Below are 20,975 nucleotides of genomic sequence, written 5' to 3'. Positions count from 1 at the left end.
AAGCTGCAGCCAATAAGGAATATTTTGAAGGAGCTTGGCATTGATGTCTAAGGGCGAATTTATCCTTTACAATACCGAGGATGGCGTCCCGACTATTGGATTGAGAGCTATCGAGGGAGCCGTATGGCTTACTCAAGCTCAAATAGCCGAACTCTTTCAGACCTCCACACAGGCCATTACACGGCTGATCGCCATCATTTACGCTGATGGGGAGGCGGACGAAGCTGCAACTTGTAAAAAACTCTTACAAGTTCGTACAGAGGGAGGCCGTGAAGTCTCTCGCAAGTTAAAACACTATAATCTCGATATTATTCATGCAATTGGCTATCGCGTCCGCTCCACTAGGGGCGTCCAGTTCCGCAGGTGGGCCACCGCTATTCTGCGCGAATATATGGTCAAGGGATTTGCCATGGATGATGCCCGGCTGAAGCAGGTTGAGCAATGGGATTACTTTGACGAGTGCCTCGCCCGTATCCACGACATCCGCACTTCACAGAAGCGATTCTATCAAAAGCTACGCAACCTCTATACGACCGCCATAGACTACGACAAGACATCTGAGCAGGCAGAGACCTTCTTCAAGAAAGTACAGAACAAAATGCTCTGGGCGATAACCGGCATGACGACCAATGAGCTAATCGAAACCTACAAAGATCCGAACGCTTGCAACATGGGCATAACCAACTGGAAAAGCTCTACCATGAACAATAGCGATGTTGGCAATGCTAGAGACTACCTCAAGATCGAGGAGGTCGAGGAACTCAACCGCATTGTCGTAATGTATCTCGACTATGCCGAGAAGCAAGCGAAACGCCGCCATCCCATCACCATGGCGGAGTGGTCTGACAAGCTTAACACCTTCCTGTCCTTCAATGAACGCAATGTGCTGACCCATGTCAGGCAACTACGGATGGACGTGGCGCAGGAATTGGCAGCAGGGTTTGAGATGCAGATCTAACTAGGCCCGAAGGCAGAGAACGATCACGTCCGCAAAGCTATCCCACATTGACATGAGATGTTCAGGTGACGGTGCAAAGTTTTGTGAATGGACATATTTGTTTAAGGTGTCCGCTGAGAAAAGCTTATCACCTTGCTTAAACTTACGAATAGCATCCATCTGCTTGCTATCGATCTTACCCGCTTTTTGGAGATGAACACCTATTTTTTCCAGGCGGGTAGAAAGTTTGTCATTCTCATGAACTATGACACACGCCTCTTTGATATAATTCTCCAGAGCAAGCTCAAGCAAGACACGAAAGAGCACCGAGACGGCATTAGGATGCTTCTTCACCTCAAGATGAAACTGTAGCTCCTCCCAAATTTGATGATGGCGTTGAAGGCGGCCTGGCCAAATAAGTCCGAAATCTTTTTGAGGAATGAGAGTCAAACGGACCGTTGGTATGACTTTAGCGGTAGGCTTCCTTCTTGTGGGTTTTGACTCAATCTTTGTGTCATCATCTTTTATGATAACCCGGCTCAAGCAAGGTAGGATTCCTTCCTCATCTAGCCTATCAAGATAGCCTTTTTTGCCGTCCACATCCCAAATATCACCAAGCACGATTTGGCGATTCGCAAGGTCGGTTGCAATCCTAGAAAGAGCCGCAAGAGACTCCGTCTCATCATGCGTGAACCTAAACCGGCCACCCTTCATGCTGATACCAACCCGGCTTCGAAACTGCTCTGCCGAAAGTAGACGGTTAAGTGTAGAGCGAGGTATTTTCCGGCGCGACGGTAATAAGTGCGCATCGGCTAAACGCCTTTCAATCTCATCAGCGACGCTGGGGCCATTACCCTTACCTGTACGATTTACGAAGATCGCTTTCATTCGATCATCCCACGTGCTCTGCCCGACACCATTCTGCGTACCAGTATGTCGCCGGTAGAGAACCTCATCGACGCGATCCCGGTCAACCTCAACCTGACACTGGATATGCTCAGGAAAAGCGCCAATCCAATGCGCCCGCTGTTCACGAAAAAATGCTTGGAGTTCGACCGTTGGAGCTCGGCGAGGATCATCAAGCAATTTCAAGCAAGTCACTCGTCGATTACCGTCAAATATGATGAACTTACTTTTCTCTGGCGAGACTAGCGGCATCTCATAGATCTTACCCTGATCAACAATATCTTTCGTAAGATTGCACATGTGCTGTTCACGCTCTTTGAAGAGCCAAGCAATAGCAGCCGTTTCGTTTTCGAGTTCACCATGTCGGTCGTTAGCGCGATTAACTACAAGTAAATTGAGAGAAATATTTTTGATTGCCATTCCATGCTCCCTAAGACAAAATTACCAGCTCAGGATACTCCTCCAAATAATGTTGGAGATTAGCATAAATGGTATATGGTTATACCCTAATAATTTTTGCGACCCCTCTCACATGCAGAGAGTGCAGGTGCTGCCTCTTTACTCTATTCTTATATATGTGAGGCAGAATGATTACACCGTATCATGCAAAATACTATGCTCATGAACTGACTGCAAGAAAACTAGCCCATTCAATTGATCGACTAACGTATTCCCTCGTTGAAGCCTCTGTTGATCTAAATCCTCATCAGATTGAGGCCGCACTTTTTGCCCTTCGCTCCCCGCTTTCAAAAGGTGTAATACTTGCTGATGAAGTCGGCCTTGGCAAAACCATCGAGGCTGGATTACTTTTATGCCAGCATTGGGCAGAGCATCGACGCAGGCTACTGATCATTTGTCCTGCAGCCCTTAGGCGGCAATGGTCTATCGAGCTGGAAGAAAAATTCCGTATGCCCAGCCTCATTCTGGATAACAAAATCTACCAGAAAACCGCAAAAGATGGCCTCTCCCCTTTCATGTTCGAAGGGGCGCTTATCATGTCCTACCATCTTGCAGCGCGATTAAAAGATGAATTGCAGCATATGGCATGGGATTTGTGTGTGATCGACGAAGCGCATAAACTGCGGAACGTCTTCAAGAAAGATAATAAAATGGGCAAAGCGATCTGCGAAGCCCTTCAGGACAAGCGGAAAGTACTACTCACAGCAACACCGCTGCAGAACTCGCTGATGGAGCTATATGGCCTCGGCATGTTGATTGATGATCGCATTTTTGGCAGTGAAGAAGCCTTTAGGATCAATTACGTCAACGGCAAGCCTAATCTGACAGAACTACAAGAGCGGCTTAAACCGTTTATTCACCGCACGCTGCGTCGTGATGTGCTGGAATATATCCGCTACACTAACCGTGAAGCAATCACAATCCCGTTCATTCCAAGCGAAAAGGAAGAAGCGCTTTATAACCTGCTTTCCGATTTTATTCTGCGTCAGGATACGTATTCCATCCCCAGCGCCCAGCGCAAGCTGGTGGTACTGGTGATCAGAAAGCTTCTATCATCCTCGACCTATGCCATTATCGGCACCCTTAAAACCATTCGACAACGCCTGCTCGATCTACAGAGTGGTGAGCACGTCAAGGGAAATATCGCCGGGTTTTTAGCGCATGAGAACGACCTCAGCTCCGAATATGACGAAGCAAGCGAGGACATACCAGGGCCCCCACGCATCCCGGAGCAAAAGGTAGATGCAGATAAGCTTAAGGCAGAATTGGCGGAAATCGATCATTATATCGAAATTGCCCGATCCATCACCGTGGAAACCAAGGCCGTTAAATTGCTGCACGCGCTGGAGGTTGGCTTTGAGCGCATGAAAGAACTTGGAGCGCAGGAAAAGGTCATCATCTTTACCGAATCCAACCGCACCCAACATTATCTCACGGAATATCTGGAACAACAGCCAGGCTATAAAGGCCAGATCGCCACCTTCAATGGCCAGAACAACGATGACTTGGCCCGCGATATATACAACCGCTGGAAAGATGAACACGACGGCTCTGATCGCATCACCGGCTCGCGCGATGTTGATATGCGGCAAGCGCTCGTGGATCACTTTCGCAACCATGCCAAGGTGATGATTGCTACCGAAGCGGCTGCGGAAGGCATGAATCTGCAATTCTGTTCGATGCTAGTAAATTACGACCTACCATGGAACCCGCAGCGTGTGGAACAACGCATCGGACGCTGCCACCGTTACGGCCAGAAACACGATGTGGTAGTAATCAACTTCCTCAATGAAAAGAACTGGGCGGATCAGCGTATCTACGAACTGTTGCGCTATAAATTCCAGCTGTTTGATGGCGTATTTGGCGCCTCTGACGAGGTGCTGGGACGCATCGAAGAAGGCATCGACTTTGAGAAGCGCATCTCCGATATTTTTGACACCTGCCGTACACCAGAGGCTATCGAGGCCGCGTTCAATAATCTACGCGAGGAGCTTGAAGAACCCATAACCGAACGTGTTACCCAAGCTCGGAAGATGCTGTTTGAAAACTTCGACGAAGATGTCCACCAGCGTATGAAACTACACAAGGAACAGGCAGAAGAACGCAAAAACGAAATGCTGGATTTCTTCTGGCTGCTGACAAAATATGTCCTGATTGAAAAATTCTCCGATCAATTCGTTGGCGACTACCACTTCGACGACCAGCGCCGCATGTTCGGCACGTTAAAGGATGAAATTGAACACAGCGGCGCAAAGCTGCACGAGCGAAAGATAAACTGCTCCTTCGCTTACCGATTGGTGAGCTTCGATACGGAAGACCACCGTGACCATTGGAGCCTGATGTCGAAAGCAGAGCGCCAACGCATCAAGCTCCAGCCGAAAGTGTACAAACCATCCAGCGATCTTGGCAAGAAGGTCATTGAAACGGCCAAGGTTCTGGATACGCCACCCGCGCACCTCGTCTTTGATTACTCCAGCTATCCGCACAAAATTACCGCGCTAGAAAATCTGCGTGGATCACGAGGCTGGCTAAGAGTGGCTGAATTGCGCACCAGAAGCTTTGAAGAAAACACCCATCTGGTACTGGCCGCTGTGGATGAAAGCGGCAACCTGATTCCCAACGACGTGGCCCGTAAGCTATTTAAGTTACAAGCGAAGGTGAAGGGCGCCTATCATCTGCCGGAAAATGAATCGCACCTCACAAGCATGGTGGATGATGCCTTTAACGAATTTATGAGGAGCATGGATCAGAACAACAGCGACTTCTTCAGCGAGGAAATGGCCAAGCTCGACAAATGGGCGGAGGATCAGCGAACGGGCCTGAAATCCGGCCTGAAAGAAATGGACGAGGAAATTAAGGAGCTGAAAAAGCATATACGCCAGACCGGAAACCTGCCAGACAAGCTGGCTCTGCAAAAGAAAGTCCGTAAGCTGGAAGCTAGCCGTGATGAGGCATGGCGGCAATATGACGATTCGGCCAAGGTTATTGAGGCAAAGAAGGATGAACTGATTGATATGGTAGAAACGCGACTAAAACAACAAACGTCGCGACATGACTTATTCAATGTCAGTTTTGAGATACAGTAAAAGAGCACGCCATGACTGCACAAAAAAAAGTAGATCTGAGGTCACTGGACATCGCGGATGATCGCCGCCAGCACTTGAAAGCGCTGTTCCCTGAGGTCTTTAATGAAGGCCGGATTGACTTTGACCAGTTAAAGCGCGTGCTGGGCGAATGGGTAGAGCCAGGCAAGGAACGCTTTGGCCTGAATTGGCCGGGAAAAGCCGAGTGCATGAAAGTCATTCAGGCTCCGAGCGTTGCCACACTGAAACCGTGCCGTGAGGAATCCGTCAATTTCGACGATACGGAAAACCTTTTTATCGAAGGCGATAACCTTGAAGTGCTAAAGCTCCTGCAGAAGTCATACTTCGGCCAAGTGAAGATGATCTACATCGACCCGCCGTATAACACGGGAAATGAGTTCATCTATCCGGATAAATTTTCGGAAACATTGGATACCTATCTGGAATACACCGGCCAGAAAGATAGTGAGGGGCGAAAATTCTCCACGAATACAGATACTCAAGGACGTTATCACTCAAGTTGGCTGAGCATGATGTACCCAAGACTTTATCTGGCGCGGAATTTATTGCGCGAAGATGGGGTAATATTTATTAGTATCGATGACACAGAGGTAGGGAATTTAAGGAATTTAACAGATGAAGTATTTGGGGAAGATAATTTTATTGCTAATCTAATTTGGCAAAAGAAATACACACGCTCGAATGATGCAAAATGGTTCTCAGATAATCATGACCATATTTTATGCTATGCTAAACAGAAAGATATTTTCGGCATTAATCAGTTGCCAAGAAACGATGAGCAATTAGCTGCTTACAAGAACCCAGATCGCCATCCCAAGGGCCCATGGAAAGCAACTCCACTTCACGCCAAAAGTGGCTCAAATACATCTCCATACATCTTTATAAACGGCACTGTATGGTCCCCCCCTCCAGGCACCTACCGACGCTTCAATGACACAAGTATGAAGCTCATGGAGGATAATAATGAAATCTGGTTTGGCGATGATGGCAAGCAAACGCCTCAAAGGAAAAGCTTCTTATGTGATGTAAAAGATGGTGTTACCCCTACAACGCTGTGGCTTTACCAGGAAGTGGGACATAATCATGAAGCGAGCAATGAATTAAAAGAGTTAGGAATGGGAGGAGCGTTTGATAATCCTAAGCCTACTCGCTTAATTCAACGGATGATGCAGCTTAGCCAGAGCGCATCGAAAGATGATATTATTCTGGATTTCTTTGCTGGATCTGGGACTACAGCGCATGCCGTAATAAAAGCAAATAAGGAAGATAATGGAAAACGAAAATTTATAACAATCCAACTTCCAGAAAAGATAGATGAAAAGAATGAAGCTTATAAAGCAGGCTTTAAAAGCATTTCACATTTATCAGTTGAGCGCATCCGTCGTGCAGCTATGAAAATTGAGAGTGCAGAATGCAATCAGCTAGATCTAAGTGGGGCCAGTAATCTTGACCTTGGGTTTAAGATATTCAAGCTCGCTCGCTCCAATTTCAAGGTATGGGAAGGCGATGTTGAGAGAATCCAGAATCTGGAAAAACAGCTTTCGCTGCATGTTGATCATATCAGCGCCTCCAGCACTCCAGAGGACATTCTCTATGAACTGCTCCTGAAGTCGGGCTTCTCGCTGACCACCAAGGTGGAAAAGCTGACGTTGGCGAGCAAAGAAGTGTTTTCCATTGAAGAAGGAGCGCTGCTGATTTGTCTGGATAAAAATCTCACGCAGGCGGTGATCGACGCTATCGCTGATGCCGGCCCCGTGCAGGTAATCTGCCTCGATGAAGGCTTCAAAGGCAATGACCAACTGAAGACCAACGCCGTACAAACCTTTAAATCCCGTGCCCAAGCCGAAGAGTCCGAAATCGTATTCAGGACAGTATAAGGGAGATTGTTATGTATCAAATTTTTGACAAATATCTCGATTCTGCAAACTTCAGTGGTACCCATGCAAGTGATACACGATTGTTTAACGAAGCATTACAAAAAATTGTAGATGACCCTCGATTTGATGCTGATGATATGGGGCAATACATGCTTAATAAATTTAGCATATCTATTGGCGCCAAAGACCTTCGCGCAGAGCGTATAGAAAAACTAATAATCCATGCGGAGGCTATTAAAGATTTTCTAGAAGATACGAAGAGATAACCAGGCATGAAACTCAAATTCGATCCATCCCTGGAATATCAACAAGACGCAATTAATGCGGTTGTCGGGGCGTTGGAAGGCCAGCCGATTGTACAGTCGCATTTTGAAATCAGTGCTACCGCTGGTGGCGGCATGAAGCTGTCTGATCTTGGGGTGGGTAACAACATCACGCTTCCTGATAACGCACTGTATGACAATATCCAGAAAATCCAGGAAAGGAACGGCATTGAAAAGGTGTCCGCTCTGCAAGGGCGCGAATTCTCCATCGAGATGGAAACCGGAACCGGCAAAACCTATGTGTATCTGCGTACCATCTTTGAGCTTTCCAAAAATTATGGCCTAAAGAAATTTATCATTGTCGTGCCAAGCGTGCCAATCCGCGAAGGTGTGCTTAAAAATTTGGAAATAACCAAGGCGCATTTCCGCACCCTCTATGACAACACGCCTTTCGATTACTTCGTTTATGACTCCAAAAAACTGGGCAAGGTGCGTCAGTTCGCCACCAGCAACCAGATTCAGATCATGGTGATTAATATCCAGTCATTCCAGAAGGATGTGCCAGATAAAGATCTGAACGAGATGACAGAAGAGGAAATCAAGAAGCTCAACGTCATCAACCGTGAAAATGATAGGATGTCAGGACGTAAGCCGATTGAGTTCATTCAAGCGGCCAATCCCATCGTTATCATTGACGAGCCGCAGAGTGTCGATAATACCGCCAAGGCCAAGCGCGCTATTGCCAATCTAAATCCTGCAATCACGCTGCGTTATTCCGCCACGCATAGGGAAACCTATAATCTGCTTTATAAGCTCGACCCAATACGCGCTTATGACCTCCGGCTTGTGAAGCGCATTGAAGTGGCGTCTATCCGCTCCGATGACAGCTTCAACGATGCTTACGTAAAGCTCCTGAAGTGCGACAACAAAAACGGCATCAAGGCACAGATTGAAATTCACAAGGAAGGCCCAAATGGCGTCAAACCTGCGAAATTATGGGTGAAGCAAGGTGATGACCTTTATGGGAGGTCTGATGGGCGGGCAATTTACGCACAGGGTTATATCGTACAGAACATCGACTGCACTCCTGGCGCGGAATATATCGAATTCAATCGGGGCAAGTTTCTCAGGCTTGGGCAGGAGATAGGCGGCCTCGGCGAAGAAATTATGAGAGAACAGGTGCGCGAAACAGTAGAGCAGCATCTGAAGAAAGAATATGCCCTACGCAACAAAGGGGTTAAGGTCTTGTCCCTCTTCTTCATCGACAGGGTGGCAAATTATCGTATTTACAATGATGATGGCACCATCAGCCTTGGCAAAATCGGCCAGTGGTTTGAGGAGGCATATAAGGAACTAACGACCAAGCCGATTTATCAGGAGTTTGCTGTCACGGACATTGGGAGAATCCATAATGGTTACTTCTCTCAGGACAAGCAAGGCCATGCCAAGGATAGCAGTGGCAAAACCGCTGATGATGAGGACACTTACAGCCTGATTATGCGGGACAAAGAGCGTTTGCTAGATCCCAAAGAGCCACTGCGCTTTATCTTCTCGCACAGCGCCCTTCGCGAAGGCTGGGATAATCCCAATGTCTTTCAGATTTGCACGCTCAATGAGACACAATCCATGGAGAAGAAGCGGCAGGAAATCGGGCGCGGCCTGCGTTTGCCGGTCAACGAGCATGGCGAGCGCGTGCATGATGAAAGCATCAACCGCTTAACCGTCATTGCCAACGAGTCTTATGAGGATTTTGCTAAATCCCTCCAGAATGAATTTGAGGAAGATTTTGGCATTAAGTTTGGCCGCATTGAAAAGATTGCCTTCGCCAAAATCGTTCGCGTAGCCGATGACGGAACAGAAACCCCCATCGGCCAGGAGGAATCCGGCAAAATCTGGCATGAACTTAAATCAGCCGGGTACATTAATGACGCCGGAGATATCCTTGATAAGTTCAATCTTAAAGATCTGTACTTTGAGTTGAAAATCAGTGAAGCATACAGCGATCTGAAGTCTGATATCATTGATGAGATGCAGCGCTTTGTTTTCAAGAACCGTGTTGTCAATGCACGTGACCAGCGCCAGCTAAAATTCCGCAAGGAAGTGCATCTTAGCGATGATTTCCAGTCATTGTGGGATCAAATAAAGCATCGCACCCGTTACCGCGTTTCGTTTGATACAGCAGAGCTCATTGCGCAAGCCATCGGGCGCATCAAGGAATTAGAGCCTATTCACCCCATACGCATCGCTATGACGCGAGTGGTCATGGACATTTCTGAGGCTGGCGTCAGCACGGATCGTAAGTTGGAAGAAAAAAGTCGTGCGGCCAGCCTCGTGCGTGTCCTGCCAGACCTTCTTGCCTACCTACAGAAAGAGACCGAGCTAACCCGCCACACACTGGTAGAAATTCTCAAAGGTTCAGGCCGATTAGGAGACTTCCAGATCAACCCGCAGCAATTCATGTCATTGGCAGCCCGTGAAATTTCACGGGCTTTGCATGACCTGATGCTTGAAGGCATTCAGTATGAGCGTATTGCCAGCCATTACTGGGAAATGAGCCGCATTGAAAAGGATGCAGAAGGCGGGATCGTACGTTACCTGAACAACCTTTATGAGGTACAAAATCAAGAGAAATGCTTATTTAACGCAATAGAGTATGAATCGGAGATAGAACGGCAGTTCGCGAAAGACCTCGATCATAATGAGCATGTACGGTTATTTGTAAAACTGCCACGCTGGTTCAAGATTGATACGCCTATTGGCCCCTATAATCCTGATTGGGCATTCGTGACCCACCGTGATGAAAAGCTGTACTTTGTGCGCGAAACGAAAAGTACGCTTGATAGCCGTGAGCGGCGCAATAAGGAGAATCAGAAGATTCTATGCGGCAAGCGTCATTTCAAGTCTATCGGTGTGGATTTCGGCGTAGTGACAAACATCGCAGAGGTGAACTTTTAGAAAGAATGAAGGCTGGCATCAAATCCTACCCAGCCTTTGCTCGTTCTTAATGTTGAGGGGCTCACTCAAGCAAGGCAATCGATGACTCATAATATACCGATAGTATCTTCATATTAATAAAAATGAACACTGCGGATTGTTTACCAATTTGTTTAGCCTGGACAGATGCAACCACATCCACCCCCCTCTTGTTATTTCTAAGCAACTTGCTAGGGTTATAACCATTGAGGGCAAAAAAGAAGGATCATATGAAGCTGGATTTAAGCAAGAAGATCATTGACTTTCTTAGCCAGCATCAGGGGCAGAAATTTACTGCCCGTGAATTGGCCGAATGGATATTTCGTGCTTTTCCAGATGAATGCGAAGCCAAGCGTATACGTAGCAGAGCTACGGTTACCACGCTTGATGATGACAATGCTCTCTTACAGCAAATTGTTGCGGAAATAGCATCTCAGCGTCAGCGCATGCAAAGCCGCAATCCTCATTTAAAAACAACAGAAGAGCGGCCCAGAAAGTATTATTATACCACTCAAACGGATCAGGCTGAGATTGAGGAGGCAGAATCTGAGCTTCCTATTTCAGCTTCTGTTGAGCGTGATACAGTTCGATATTCTGAGCAGGATTTATACCCTATGCTCTCCAGCTTTCTCTGGGCAGAATATACTATATATAGCAAGCGCATAGATGAGAAGCGCTCTTCCAATACCCGTGGAGCAAACGGCAACAAATGGCTTTATCCTGATGTAGTAGCCATGGAAGATTTAACGGCTGACTGGGATCAAAAGATTAAGGCTTGCGTACAGCAGCATGCAGACAAAAAGACCAAACTCTGGTCATTTGAAGTAAAGCTGCTCATTAACCGCTCCAACGTACGCCAGACATTTTTTCAAGCAGTTTCAAATTCTTCATGGGCGAACTTTGGCTATCTGGTTGCCGCAGAGTTAGAGGGCTCTGATACCAAGCGCGAATTGCAGATTCTTTCGGCCTTACATGGCATTGGTTTTATTTTGCTTGACCTCAAGACTCCGGTCGAAAGCCAGGTGTTAATTCCGGCAAAAGAACGGACTGAAATCGATTGGGATACGGCAAACCGCTTAGTTGAAGAAAATCGTGATTTTAGGGATTTTATTGAAGAGGTAACTTGCTTCTATCAGACAGGGAAAACCAAGCCTTCTGATTGGGGTATTCTCATCGAGGATTAGTTTCGCTCCAGGGTTGCAATAACCTTCAGTACTTTCTGATCGCATTCGAAGATGCCCCACCATTGCTCTTGCCCACTAGCTTGGCAGCGCTCCAGCATCAATGTGAAGTGATTTACTCCCATCACTTTGGCGCAGGCAAAGTCTCCCAGCTCAAACCATGCTTTCCGAGCGGATGTGGTGGCCGTACGCTTTACCGTGCTGGCATAAATATCGAGCAGCGCATCAACTTCTACTTCGCTACATTTGTTATTCTGGACATCCTCAATGATGGCTTTGTAAAATAACCTGCTCATGCCTATCACCTTGTTTTTACAGTGTTTGTATAGACATGAACGCTCTCTTTCGAGAACATAGCAACTAAAATGAGGCAAATTCCTAGTAATTTCTTTTATGATCAATCATCATGCATTCTAATAGATCGATTTAACATTACCACGTGAGGAGAATGAAAAAATGATAAGATCTGATACTTCGCCTGTTGCATTCCTTTTTAAAGCAAAAAGCGCCCCTTGCGACAGTAATTACGCTACATATTTTCGCGATGAATTGCTTAAGGCGTTAAATTTTACAAATGCTCAAGACATAATAAACTCTCGAATTCTACATGGAGATTTTGCCCTTCAATTAATTCCATATCGCATCAGTGCTGTTTCCAAAGATGGCCGAATGCACAAAATGTCTGGTGATTATAATCAGTATGCAACTTTAATAGGTGATTTTTTAGATGCATCAGCTGCTCAAACGTCAAGTATGAATTATGAGGTATTAGCTGAAACAATAGGCCACGAAGAAATATATTGCATTTTTATACCGTCTATGGTGGAAAGACTAAGAAGTTTTATTGATTCAGAATTGAAAAATCTCAGTGGCTATCTGTCTTCTATTGTTATAGATTTAGGAAATCCATTGCAGCATACATTATTTGTAAGATTTTTATTCGATGATTTATTTTTAAAAAATGGGATTATGTATTCATATCAAGATGAAACGTTAGAGATCGGGAGCGTCGGTGATCTAACCGGAACAACCATTCTAAATCATCACGATTTTCTTCGGTTAAGACCAAATTTCCCTGCACCTAGTGAACTTACCTCACGTGGTGAAGCATCATTAAATCGATGGAAGGGAAAGGCAGCATCTACTGTTCACGAACGGATAGCAAAAGGCTTGCTAGCTAACAAAGTATGTAGTCCTTTTGATTGGGATTTAGCAGCTATGCCTAACGGCCCTTTTGAGGTTGAGATTGCTACTGATAAGCTTTTGAAATATCTACTCAATCCACTCCATAAAGTTGGAAAAGCTAAAGCTGGCTTCTTCTCTAAAGAGTTGAACATAAATGAAGATGATTGGGAGTATTTAAAAATACAAATTGCGACAGGTATGGAGCGAGCTAAATTTGATAAAATTTACTCAACTGAACATGGCATCAAGGCAGAAGCAGAAATTGGTATAATGGGCCTAAATGGTCGTGCTGCCGTAATTCAAACTGTATGGATTGTTCGCAAAAATGAGCGCGCTTCTCTTGTAACGGCTCAGCCTGGATTAATAACACATCCTGATAAGGAAAATGCCATAAATTCACCGATTGTTGATAAACATCTTGTCGGGAAAGCGAGATGGGAGCGTATTTATGATTTAGCCTCTGAAGCGGGAGAAATTGCTGCTGAGAAGGCTATACCTACACCAATGCGAGTAAAAGGATACCCTATTCTCATGGAAGGTGCATGTGGATTCGGTCATGTTTGGATACCCAATGCTCGCAGTGGCTTTGGAAGGTGGCTTTTAAAAGTTGGACATAGCTTACGCAGTAAAGGAGGAGGTGCTAGGTTAGTTTTCTTATCTCCTACTCAATCAATTGAACGCGCTGGCGCTGCAGCTCAAGCTTTTGCTGATGTCCTTAGAATGAATGGAATAGAATGTTCTAATTACACTGTCCTTGATTAGCTATTTTTCTCAATTTTTTCCCGATTTCTCTCACCTGTTGTATTGCAATTTCAGCAGTCGTCATCCCGCATAGCCCTAGCGTGAAGCCAACGGCTCCATCAAGGCCAGTAGCACGATAACCTATATTTGATAACCACTTGCACAGGATGGAGGTAGCTGCAGGCGTGCCGTATCCAGCTGTCAGCCCGCCAACGATAACAGCGCTTGTCGCTGCGATGATTCCATAACGGCCAATGACAAGCGAGCGGACAACACCTCCTGCAACACCAGCAATCAGATGCACCAGTTTCACGCCAAAGGCTGCAATCTCTTGATTATTGTAAAATTCACTCATTCGCACTGCCCTCCTGCGTATTGGAGACTTGTTGCCCAAAGGTCCGCCTCAGCTGCGCGACGATTAACCAGTCCATCCAGTACCTTGCTACCCACCTTGTTCCAGCGCGAAAGCTCGGCTGGCACAGCGCTGTAACCACCCTTGTTCAGCTTGCGTAACAATGTTGATTGCTGGAATGCATGAACACCTACATTGAAGGCAAACGACACCAGCGCACCAAACTGGTTATCCGTGAGCGGTACCTTCACTAACCGATCAACCGCGAGCTCAAAGCGGGCAAGATCATCCATCAGCAGCTTGTCTGCCTGCGCCTGTGTGATTTGCATGCCTAGCTTTACGTCTGGCCCAGTATGGCCATAACCGATGGTCCAGATGCCCGCTGGATCGCGATAGACTGTCAGCCGACATCCCTCCCATTGCTTCAACTTTTCGATGACAAACGGCGTGACTTTACGGGCCATGGCAGCCTCCAAAAGAAAAGCCCACACGAGGTGGGCGATAAGCATTGATTGGGATTGAGCGAACCAGATATGATCTGTGGCCTCACTGCATAGGCGCGTCTCTCATCGGCACATTCGAGATGATTACCTCTGAAGCTTCCGTCGGCTGGCCGCTGGCGGTATATTTCAGCTGCACCGGCTTTATCTCTGCCCAGAAGAACAGCTCCCGGATTTCCGGCACGTCATTCAGTGTCAGGATGAACTTGCCCTTGAGGTTCTTCAGCACCGCCGACAGCTCCTCAAACTCCGCCCGTTCAAACATGTTCTTGCCGTAGTAATCCTCAACGCCCCAGTAAGGTGGGTCGAGAAAAAACAGCGTGTGTGAACGATCCCATCGGTCGATGAATTTCTGCCAGGGCAGGCATTCAATATAGACGCCCGCCAGCCGTTCATGCGTTGCCTCGAGCAGCGGCATGAGACGTGAGACATCGAACTTTGATGGATCGCTCGTGGATATGCCGAATGTCCGCCCTCCAACCTTACCGCCGAAGGACAGCTTTTGCAGATAGAGGAACCGCGCGGCTCTTTCGAGATCGGTCAGTGTATCTGGATCGGTTCGTAGCAGACGCTCGAACTCTGACCGGCTTGTCAGCTGCCATTTCAGGACATCCAGAAACGCCTGATAATGGCGCTGCAGTACCCGGAAGAAGGTTGCGATGTCCTTGGAAAGGTCATTGACAACCTCAACCCTTGGCCGCGCATCCCGACGGAAAAACACGCCGCCCATGCCCATGAACGGCTCGCAGTAAAGCGTGTGCGGGATATCGTTGATCATCGGCACGAGCACTTTGGACAGCACTCTTTTGCCGCCAATGTATCCTGCAAGCGTGCTCATCGGGCGCACTGGCTGTGGAGCCATTGGAGCATTGGTATGTAACGTAGCGATATCATTCAGAACCATTGTTGCCTCATAATAAAAATGCCGCCTCGAAGGGCGGCATGGGTGGGGTTGATAAAGGGTTGGATTAATCCGGAGAGAGTTCCGGATCGTAGGGAAACTGCACTTCAGCCTCACCAGACTTGGCGGACGTCTTCTTGCTATTGCCGCTCTCAACGCCACGCTTCGCAGACACCCGCGTGGTGTAGCCGGACTTACTGAACTCATGCGTGGCGGTATCGACCGTCCAGATCAGATCATCGACACCAGGTCGCACGTCTGACAGGCGTAGGGGCTGGCCTGCCTTCAGATCTGGATTGCCCAGCACCGAGAGTTCAAGCGTGTCAGAATCCGCCTGCTGCTCGCGCGATTTGGCTTGCGCGGCTTTCAGCGCCTCATCCTCTAGGCGTAGGTTTCTGGCAGGCTATAGGAGGCTGATGCTTCAGCATCGGATTCAATCTCGACCTCCTTGCGCTGCTGCTTGCCCTTGTCCTGCCATTTCGCCACGACACGCTTGTGCTTGCCGCGATCTGCAAACCGCACACGGCAGGAGCCGACGATAATGTCGGAGCGATGCAGAACGAGCGTTGCTAGCGATCGGCCAGAGCCTGAAAGCCCGGCAGAACGCTCAGCAAAGATCAGCTTGCCATCCTTGAACGTTACCATCGCCCCATGGCGCTCTGCCATGCGCGTCAGCAGGTGCATGTCGGACTCATCAAGCTGGCCGAGCCAGTCGTATTTGAGCCCGGCCACCTTTTCAGACACAACAGGCTCAAGCCCGTGATCAGCGGCGATTGCCTCAACAACGTCCTTGACGGTCTTGCCATCAAAGTGACGCGTCTTTTGCTCTTTGAGCGTCGCCCGCACATCGGCTGACTTGCCGCTGATAGTCATGCCAAACGGCAGGCATGAGAGCTCAACGGAATCCACGACGAAAGTGCCCATGTAGCGGGTGCCAGTTTCGCGATATCCGAGCCATGCGCGGATCTTCACGCCAGTTTGGGGGATCTCCAGAAACGGATTGCCGTCCAGCAGTTCAATGCTGATTTCGTCTGCCTCGCTACCAGCCTTATCCGTAATGGTCAGGCGGATAAGCCTTGACCAGAAAGCGCCCGATACCTCGCGTCCATTCACCTCAACAACTGCAACCGGATGATGCATGGCGCTATTCCCATAGGGCGATTGTTTGCTGGTTGCGGTCTGTCACAGGCTTATCAAGCAGAATGATCTCGATACCGGCAGCGAAGGGTTGGGGCTGAGCTGCGAGACCTGGATTGGCGGCGAGCACGGCCTCGACAGTGCCCTTGTGCTGGCCGTAGTAGCGGTGGCAGATCAGATCGAGGATATCGCCGTCGATGGTAGTGATTGTTGCGGCCATTAGAATAGCCCTATCGATTGAGAAGCCCCACCTGATTGCCCGCTGCCTGCTTGCTCAAAGCGTTTAAGCTCTATGCTCCAGGCGTTTTTGCGTGGCATTCCTCGCGGGTCGATAAAGGCGCGCTCTTCATTCACTGCCTCAATCACGAACTGGCCAAATACCCCTCCATCAAGTGAGACCAGCATAAGCGGTTCTCCTTTTTGTGCGGCAGAACGGATACCTTCAAGGCTATCCTCGCCGCCAAACTCCGCAGGGAACAGCACGCCCTTGATGGAGACAGCCTCGCTCTTGGGGCCGGTCCATTGCAGCACCTCCATTCGATCCACCACATCGACAGATGACCATGAGGTAGTGAGGCTGCGGGTGATATCGGTGTAGCCAAAGCCATGTGCCTCAAAGGCATATGGCCCAAGTGACATTGTGACCGGTCCGGACATGATTACGACTCCATGAGCGGTTATTCTTCATATTGACTACGCCCAATATGTGAACTACAGTTCACACATAATCGAGCTTCGCCAAACTGGAGAATTTTAAAACTGGCTGGCGAACTTGCGTGATGTTCGTGCTTCTGAACGCATTGCCATACGACTTGTGCGTGTGCAGTCGGGCTTAATGGGTGACGTAAAATACTTCGATGGCATCGGAGAGATACGTATCGATTATGGCCCCGGTTACCGGGTGCATTTTGTACAGCGCGGCAAGACGCTTGTTATCTTGCTATGCGGTGGAGACAAAGGCACGCAATCACGTGACATCAAACGTGCCATAGACATGGCAAAGGAGGTCTGACATGGCCATAAAAACCACTCCGTTTGATCCTGCTGGATATATCAAAAGCCCTGAAGCGCAAGCCGAACTACTGGCTGATGCTTTTGAAACGGGCGATGCAAAATACATTGCCAATGCGCTTGGCACCATCGCTCGCGCGCGTGGCATGGCGCAGGTAGCACGTAATGCAGGTGTAACCCGCGAGGCGCTTTATAAGGCGCTTAGCGATGATGGAGATCCCAAGCTGACAACGCTTCTTGGGGTCATCAAGGCTCTTGGCATTCAATTGTCAGTGCGCACAACACCAGTGCATACATAACGATATATTGCTTCAAAGGCCTAACCATAATCGAACAATGCACTCTTCAGATGTCGTAAACCCTTGCTGCTGATTCCATATGTAAGGTGTCGCTTGACACATTGAGCGTAAGGCGATACCTTACATTCATGATCAAGACGTTCAAAAGCAAGGCGCTCAAGAAATTCTGGGAACGGGATGATGAACGTGGTCTCCGGCCCGATTGGGTTGCCAGGATTGGTCGGCAACTGGATGCGCTCGATGTAGCGACCAGGCCAGAAGATCTGGACATCTTCGGGTATGGGTTTCATGCTCTCAAGGGTGACCGTGCAGGACGTTTCGCGATCAATGTTTCACGCAACTGGCGCATTACATTTTCGTTTGAAGGTGAAGATGCGACAGATATCGATCTGGAGGATTATCATGGTAACTGAGCGTAGTCGCAAAAGGGCACCAACTCATCCAGGTGCCATCCTGCGTGAGGATGCTATCCCCGCAACGGGAAAGACCAAAACCGAGATTGCAAACCTGCTCGGCATTTCCCGGCAAACGCTTTACGATATCCTGAACGAGAAGCAGCCGGTTACGCCCGCTGTTGCTGTTCGGATCGGCAAGCTGTTTGGCAATGGCGCAGCCTTCTGGTTGCGGCTTCAGCAGGTTCGCGACCTGTGGGAGGCAGAGCGTGATATTGACGTGTCTGCCATCCCGACGCTGCATGCGGCCTAGGTGTAATCGAACAACGCGCCCTCCAGACGTCGCGAGACCTTATTGCCGATCTCGCGGGCAATGGCTTCTGGATCGATGCCATTTGCACCCGAGATCGTGATCTGGATATGGTTCGTCTGATTGACGGGCGATCTTGCTGACTGGCTCGATACTGCCGCAGCAGGCGTTTGAGAGCCTGACTGCATGATCGCCTGAACAGTTGGCTCAGGTAGCGTATACGCACCGAGGTTAGGCGTTGCCGCTGCAGGTACTGCATAGGCTGCTGCCCCCAGCGCTGCCGTGGACTTGAGCAAACGGGTGATGTTGGCGGGCAGAATGAATCCGTCCCGCTTGGGAGCGAATAGCTCCGGCCCACGCTCACCCACCAGATATGTACCGCCCGCCGAGACAGGGCCACCATTTGCACGTGCTCCATCAATAACCTGCTCGCCTTGAGGCGTGGCACCAGGCACAACGGCTGCCTGCCCGGATCCGCCGAACCATGAACCGATAGCGCTGCCGATCCCTTTGGCACCTTCCCACGCCTTGCCAATCCAGCCAACAAGTGCCTGGAATTTTTCGATCACGCCCGTGATCGCAGTGCCGACAATGGTGCCGATGGTTTCACCCCAGCTACGCCATTCATCGCCATTGGACTGCACTTCACCGGTCAGCGCCGAGATCTTCTCCCATAGCCATGACACGCCATCAAGAACCGGCTGGATCGCTGGCATGACGGGAGCAAGTGCTGCCTTAAGGCCAGAGCCAAAGCCTTCAAAGAAGGCCACTAATCCTGACCAGTTGTTGTAGATCCAGACACCAGCCATAGCGACCGCGACTGCAATTGCACCGATACCGGTTGAGATCACTGCAAACCGCAACGCAATAAATGCCCCGCGCACCAAAGCCATCGGATTCAACAGCGCCAGCAGACTTCGACCGAACATCGAAAGTGCTGTACCTGTACCAAGCCCTGATACAACCCAACTGAATGACGCTGCTGCCAAAGCAAGCCCCCGGAAGCCAGCAATAATCGAGCCGAATGTTATGGCAAGTAACATCCGTCCAAGTGAGGCAACAGCTCCGCCTGCAGCAAGGATACCCCGCGCAGACATGAGACCAATAGAGGCAACCTGCAGCAGGCCACCCTTGAGGAACAACAAGCCCCACTGCGCCGCAATTGCTGCCACACGGAAGGCGACCAGACCGCCAACGGTCAGAACCACATTGCGAACAAGCTTGCCATTAGCCTCAATAAACTCGCGCACCTGGTGAATGAGCGGGATCAGACCTGATGACGTATCATTGATGATAGGCAACAGCGCATCACCGATAGCTTTGCTTAAATTGCCAAAGGTGTTGGTCAGAAGCTGCAGGCCGTTTTCTGTCGTAGCAGAACGCGCCTGATATTCCTTCTCGGCTGAACCCAGATAGTCAATTTCGTTTTCTACAAGCCCAAGGTTCTTCTTGAGCAGATCGAGGTTGGTGATGATTGGCCCAAGCGCACGCGCTTCATCACCGAATAGCTGGGAAGTGACCGATGCACGCATATGCGCAGGCAACTTATTGATGCGCTCAAGCACCGTTATTGTGGATTTGACGGCATCCTTTTGCATGGCCTTTGCCAGCTTGACGCTATCAATTCCTAAAGCCCCCAATGCCTGTCGCTGAGCTTTGGTGGCGTTCCCACCTTTAACGAGCGCTCGGCCCATGTTGTTAAACGAAGTCGCAGCAACATCTGACTGCGCACCTGCACCAACCATGGCCGCACCAAAGGCTGCAACCTGTGTAGCTGTAAACCCGAACTGCTTGCCTTGAGCACCAACGCGGCGCACGATATCGAGAACATCTTTCGCAGCTGCTGGCCCATTGTTCGACAGATGGTTCATGCTGTCTGATAGCGCGGACACGCCTGCGATCGACAGGTTGAGACCCGTCATCATCTTGGCCAGAGACTCGCCCGCCTCGCTCGCGCTGACATCAAAGGCCACTCCGACCTTCGCCGCCATTTCCGTGAACTCAATCAGTTCATCTTTGGGAATGCCTGATTGACCGGCGGCAGCAACGATCTGTGTCAGCTCTTTTGAAGCCATCGGGATGCGCTCGGACATGTCCGTAACATCCTTGGAGAACTGCTTGAATTCGGCAGGCGTATCGAAGTCCACCACCTTCTTGACATCAGCCATGGCGGATTCAAATTCCATCGCCGCCTTAACCGGTGCCGAGATCGCGCGTGCCAGTGCATAGCCAACAGCGGCAGCTTCCACCATGCGACCGCGCATGGCATCCATCTGGGCATTGTTTGCCTTGATGCGATCCTGCACACCTTTCAGCGCGGCATTGACGCCACGCATTGGTGCCGTGATCTGATCAACCAGCGAGACGATCAGCTTGGAAGTAAGAACGGCCATGATTGATCTCTTATGAAGTGCCGTTCTCAGCTTTCAGGATACGGCTGGCTGATG

The 20,975-nt window shown here is 49.1% G+C and carries 21 protein-coding genes; 11 read left to right on the top strand and 10 right to left on the bottom strand.

The window, feature by feature from the left end; genetic code table 11:
* Nucleotides 1–43 precede the first annotated feature (43 nt).
* Nucleotides 44–958, top strand: coding sequence for a RhuM family protein (rhuM, locus tag VRZ32_RS10345; protein WP_414525653.1), 915 nt, complete (start codon nt 44–46; stop codon nt 956–958).
* Here the strand turns inward: rhuM and VRZ32_RS10340 are convergent, their stop codons facing one another.
* Entirely contained in the window at nt 959–2,263 is a 1,305-nt protein-coding gene (locus VRZ32_RS10340) for a hypothetical protein (protein WP_414525652.1), read from the bottom strand. It lies immediately after the preceding gene.
* Nucleotides 2,264–2,430: 167 nt separating this feature from the next.
* Between VRZ32_RS10340 and VRZ32_RS10335 the strand changes: the two genes are divergently transcribed.
* The 5 genes from VRZ32_RS10335 to VRZ32_RS10315 all read left to right on the top strand — a co-directional run bounded on the left by VRZ32_RS10335 (nt 2,431) and on the right by VRZ32_RS10315 (nt 11,703).
* Complete coding sequence (locus VRZ32_RS10335) at nt 2,431–5,388, top strand: SNF2-related protein (RefSeq protein ID WP_414525651.1); 2,958 nt, start codon at nt 2,431–2,433, stop codon at nt 5,386–5,388.
* Between the two features lie 11 nt (nt 5,389–5,399).
* The gene (locus VRZ32_RS10330; protein ID WP_414525650.1) at nt 5,400–7,283 is read left to right on the top strand and encodes a site-specific DNA-methyltransferase; all 1,884 of its coding nucleotides are present in this window, start codon (nt 5,400–5,402) and stop codon (nt 7,281–7,283) included.
* Between the two features lie 11 nt (nt 7,284–7,294).
* Nucleotides 7,295–7,549: a hypothetical protein gene (locus tag VRZ32_RS10325; protein WP_414525649.1), complete on the top strand. Its 255-nt coding sequence runs from the start codon at nt 7,295–7,297 to the stop codon at nt 7,547–7,549.
* A 6-nt stretch (nt 7,550–7,555) separates the two neighbouring features.
* Nucleotides 7,556–10,501, top strand: coding sequence for a DEAD/DEAH box helicase family protein (locus VRZ32_RS10320; protein ID WP_414525648.1), 2,946 nt, complete (start codon nt 7,556–7,558; stop codon nt 10,499–10,501).
* A gap of 248 nt (nt 10,502–10,749) precedes the next feature.
* Complete coding sequence (locus tag VRZ32_RS10315; protein WP_414525647.1) at nt 10,750–11,703, top strand: COG2958 family protein; 954 nt, start codon at nt 10,750–10,752, stop codon at nt 11,701–11,703.
* Here VRZ32_RS10315 and VRZ32_RS10310 read toward each other — a convergent pair.
* A complete protein-coding gene (locus VRZ32_RS10310; RefSeq protein WP_414525646.1) occupies nt 11,700–11,996 on the bottom strand; it encodes a hypothetical protein in 297 nt (98 codons plus the stop codon). The genes VRZ32_RS10315 and VRZ32_RS10310 overlap by 4 nt on opposite strands.
* A gap of 160 nt (nt 11,997–12,156) precedes the next feature.
* On the opposite strand from VRZ32_RS10310, the gene VRZ32_RS10305 reads away from it, so the two are divergent.
* The gene (locus VRZ32_RS10305; protein WP_414525645.1) at nt 12,157–13,647 is read left to right on the top strand and encodes a DUF6883 domain-containing protein; all 1,491 of its coding nucleotides are present in this window, start codon (nt 12,157–12,159) and stop codon (nt 13,645–13,647) included.
* On the opposite strand, the gene VRZ32_RS10300 is transcribed toward VRZ32_RS10305, so the two are convergent.
* From VRZ32_RS10300 to VRZ32_RS10270, 7 genes are all read right to left on the bottom strand, one after another.
* Complete coding sequence (locus tag VRZ32_RS10300) at nt 13,625–13,981, bottom strand: hypothetical protein (RefSeq protein WP_414525644.1); 357 nt, start codon at nt 13,979–13,981, stop codon at nt 13,625–13,627. The two genes, VRZ32_RS10305 and VRZ32_RS10300, sit on opposite strands and share 23 nt — an antisense overlap.
* Nucleotides 13,978–14,442 carry a lysozyme gene (locus VRZ32_RS10295; protein WP_414525643.1) on the bottom strand — a complete coding sequence of 155 codons (465 nt, stop codon included), beginning with the start codon at nt 14,440–14,442 and terminating at the stop codon, nt 13,978–13,980. Before VRZ32_RS10295 ends, VRZ32_RS10300 begins: the two co-directional genes overlap by 4 nt.
* Nucleotides 14,443–14,524: 82 nt before the next feature.
* Entirely contained in the window at nt 14,525–15,382 is an 858-nt protein-coding gene (locus tag VRZ32_RS10290; RefSeq protein WP_414525642.1) for a DNA adenine methylase, read from the bottom strand.
* A gap of 64 nt (nt 15,383–15,446) precedes the next feature.
* A complete protein-coding gene (locus VRZ32_RS10285; RefSeq protein ID WP_414525641.1) occupies nt 15,447–15,686 on the bottom strand; it encodes a hypothetical protein in 240 nt (79 codons plus the stop codon).
* A 74-nt stretch (nt 15,687–15,760) separates the two neighbouring features.
* Nucleotides 15,761–16,519 (bottom strand): phage late control D family protein, encoded by a 759-nt coding sequence (locus VRZ32_RS10280; RefSeq protein ID WP_414525640.1) that lies wholly within the window; start codon nt 16,517–16,519, stop codon nt 15,761–15,763.
* Between the two features lie 4 nt (nt 16,520–16,523).
* Complete coding sequence (locus VRZ32_RS10275) at nt 16,524–16,736, bottom strand: tail protein X (RefSeq protein ID WP_414525639.1); 213 nt, start codon at nt 16,734–16,736, stop codon at nt 16,524–16,526.
* The gene (locus tag VRZ32_RS10270) at nt 16,736–17,173 is read right to left on the bottom strand and encodes a phage tail protein (protein WP_414525638.1); all 438 of its coding nucleotides are present in this window, start codon (nt 17,171–17,173) and stop codon (nt 16,736–16,738) included. Before VRZ32_RS10270 ends, VRZ32_RS10275 begins: the two co-directional genes overlap by 1 nt.
* 106 nt (nt 17,174–17,279) lie before the next feature.
* Between VRZ32_RS10270 and VRZ32_RS10265 the strand changes: the two genes are divergently transcribed.
* From VRZ32_RS10265 to VRZ32_RS10250, 4 genes are all read left to right on the top strand, one after another.
* Nucleotides 17,280–17,528, top strand: a complete 249-nt coding sequence (locus VRZ32_RS10265; RefSeq protein WP_414526194.1) for a type II toxin-antitoxin system RelE/ParE family toxin — start codon at nt 17,280–17,282, stop codon at nt 17,526–17,528.
* 1 nt (nt 17,529) lies between these two features.
* The gene (locus tag VRZ32_RS10260; RefSeq protein WP_414525637.1) at nt 17,530–17,826 is read left to right on the top strand and encodes an addiction module antidote protein; all 297 of its coding nucleotides are present in this window, start codon (nt 17,530–17,532) and stop codon (nt 17,824–17,826) included.
* A gap of 128 nt (nt 17,827–17,954) precedes the next feature.
* Nucleotides 17,955–18,239 carry a type II toxin-antitoxin system RelE/ParE family toxin gene (locus tag VRZ32_RS10255; RefSeq protein ID WP_414525636.1) on the top strand — a complete coding sequence of 95 codons (285 nt, stop codon included), beginning with the start codon at nt 17,955–17,957 and terminating at the stop codon, nt 18,237–18,239.
* Entirely contained in the window at nt 18,229–18,531 is a 303-nt protein-coding gene (locus VRZ32_RS10250; RefSeq protein WP_414525635.1) for a HigA family addiction module antitoxin, read from the top strand. The genes VRZ32_RS10255 and VRZ32_RS10250 overlap by 11 nt, the downstream gene beginning before the upstream one ends.
* Here the strand turns inward: VRZ32_RS10250 and VRZ32_RS10245 are convergent.
* Entirely contained in the window at nt 18,528–20,921 is a 2,394-nt protein-coding gene (locus VRZ32_RS10245) for a phage tail tape measure protein (RefSeq protein WP_414525634.1), read from the bottom strand. The two genes, VRZ32_RS10250 and VRZ32_RS10245, sit on opposite strands and share 4 nt — an antisense overlap.
* Between the last annotated feature and the right edge of the window lie 54 nt (nt 20,922–20,975).

Source organism: Pseudochelatococcus sp. G4_1912, assembly GCF_047501465.1.
GTDB lineage: Bacteria > Pseudomonadota > Alphaproteobacteria > Rhizobiales > Beijerinckiaceae > Pseudochelatococcus.
The sequence above is the reverse complement of the archived record's forward strand: the minus strand, read 5'-3'. Positions and strand labels throughout refer to the sequence as shown.

Excerpts from the sequence above, each read along its gene's own strand:
- rhuM (WP_414525653.1), top strand. The coding sequence starts at position 44 with ATGTCTAAGGGCGAATTTATCCTTTACAATACCGAGGATGGCGTCCCG.
- VRZ32_RS10340 (WP_414525652.1), bottom strand. The coding sequence starts at position 2,263 with ATGGCAATCAAAAATATTTCTCTCAATTTACTTGTAGTTAATCGCGCT.
- VRZ32_RS10335 (WP_414525651.1), top strand. The coding sequence starts at position 2,431 with ATGATTACACCGTATCATGCAAAATACTATGCTCATGAACTGACTGCA.
- VRZ32_RS10330 (WP_414525650.1), top strand. The coding sequence starts at position 5,400 with ATGACTGCACAAAAAAAAGTAGATCTGAGGTCACTGGACATCGCGGAT.
- VRZ32_RS10325 (WP_414525649.1), top strand. The coding sequence starts at position 7,295 with ATGTATCAAATTTTTGACAAATATCTCGATTCTGCAAACTTCAGTGGT.
- VRZ32_RS10320 (WP_414525648.1), top strand. The coding sequence starts at position 7,556 with ATGAAACTCAAATTCGATCCATCCCTGGAATATCAACAAGACGCAATT.
- VRZ32_RS10315 (WP_414525647.1), top strand. The coding sequence starts at position 10,750 with ATGAAGCTGGATTTAAGCAAGAAGATCATTGACTTTCTTAGCCAGCAT.
- VRZ32_RS10310 (WP_414525646.1), bottom strand. The coding sequence starts at position 11,996 with ATGAGCAGGTTATTTTACAAAGCCATCATTGAGGATGTCCAGAATAAC.
- VRZ32_RS10305 (WP_414525645.1), top strand. The coding sequence starts at position 12,157 with ATGATAAGATCTGATACTTCGCCTGTTGCATTCCTTTTTAAAGCAAAA.
- VRZ32_RS10300 (WP_414525644.1), bottom strand. The coding sequence starts at position 13,981 with ATGAGTGAATTTTACAATAATCAAGAGATTGCAGCCTTTGGCGTGAAA.
- VRZ32_RS10295 (WP_414525643.1), bottom strand. The coding sequence starts at position 14,442 with ATGGCCCGTAAAGTCACGCCGTTTGTCATCGAAAAGTTGAAGCAATGG.
- VRZ32_RS10290 (WP_414525642.1), bottom strand. The coding sequence starts at position 15,382 with ATGGTTCTGAATGATATCGCTACGTTACATACCAATGCTCCAATGGCT.
- VRZ32_RS10280 (WP_414525640.1), bottom strand. The coding sequence starts at position 16,519 with ATGCATCATCCGGTTGCAGTTGTTGAGGTGAATGGACGCGAGGTATCG.
- VRZ32_RS10275 (WP_414525639.1), bottom strand. The coding sequence starts at position 16,736 with ATGGCCGCAACAATCACTACCATCGACGGCGATATCCTCGATCTGATC.
- VRZ32_RS10270 (WP_414525638.1), bottom strand. The coding sequence starts at position 17,173 with ATGTCCGGACCGGTCACAATGTCACTTGGGCCATATGCCTTTGAGGCA.
- VRZ32_RS10260 (WP_414525637.1), top strand. The coding sequence starts at position 17,530 with ATGGCCATAAAAACCACTCCGTTTGATCCTGCTGGATATATCAAAAGC.
- VRZ32_RS10255 (WP_414525636.1), top strand. The coding sequence starts at position 17,955 with ATGATCAAGACGTTCAAAAGCAAGGCGCTCAAGAAATTCTGGGAACGG.
- VRZ32_RS10250 (WP_414525635.1), top strand. The coding sequence starts at position 18,229 with ATGGTAACTGAGCGTAGTCGCAAAAGGGCACCAACTCATCCAGGTGCC.
- VRZ32_RS10245 (WP_414525634.1), bottom strand. The coding sequence starts at position 20,921 with ATGGCCGTTCTTACTTCCAAGCTGATCGTCTCGCTGGTTGATCAGATC.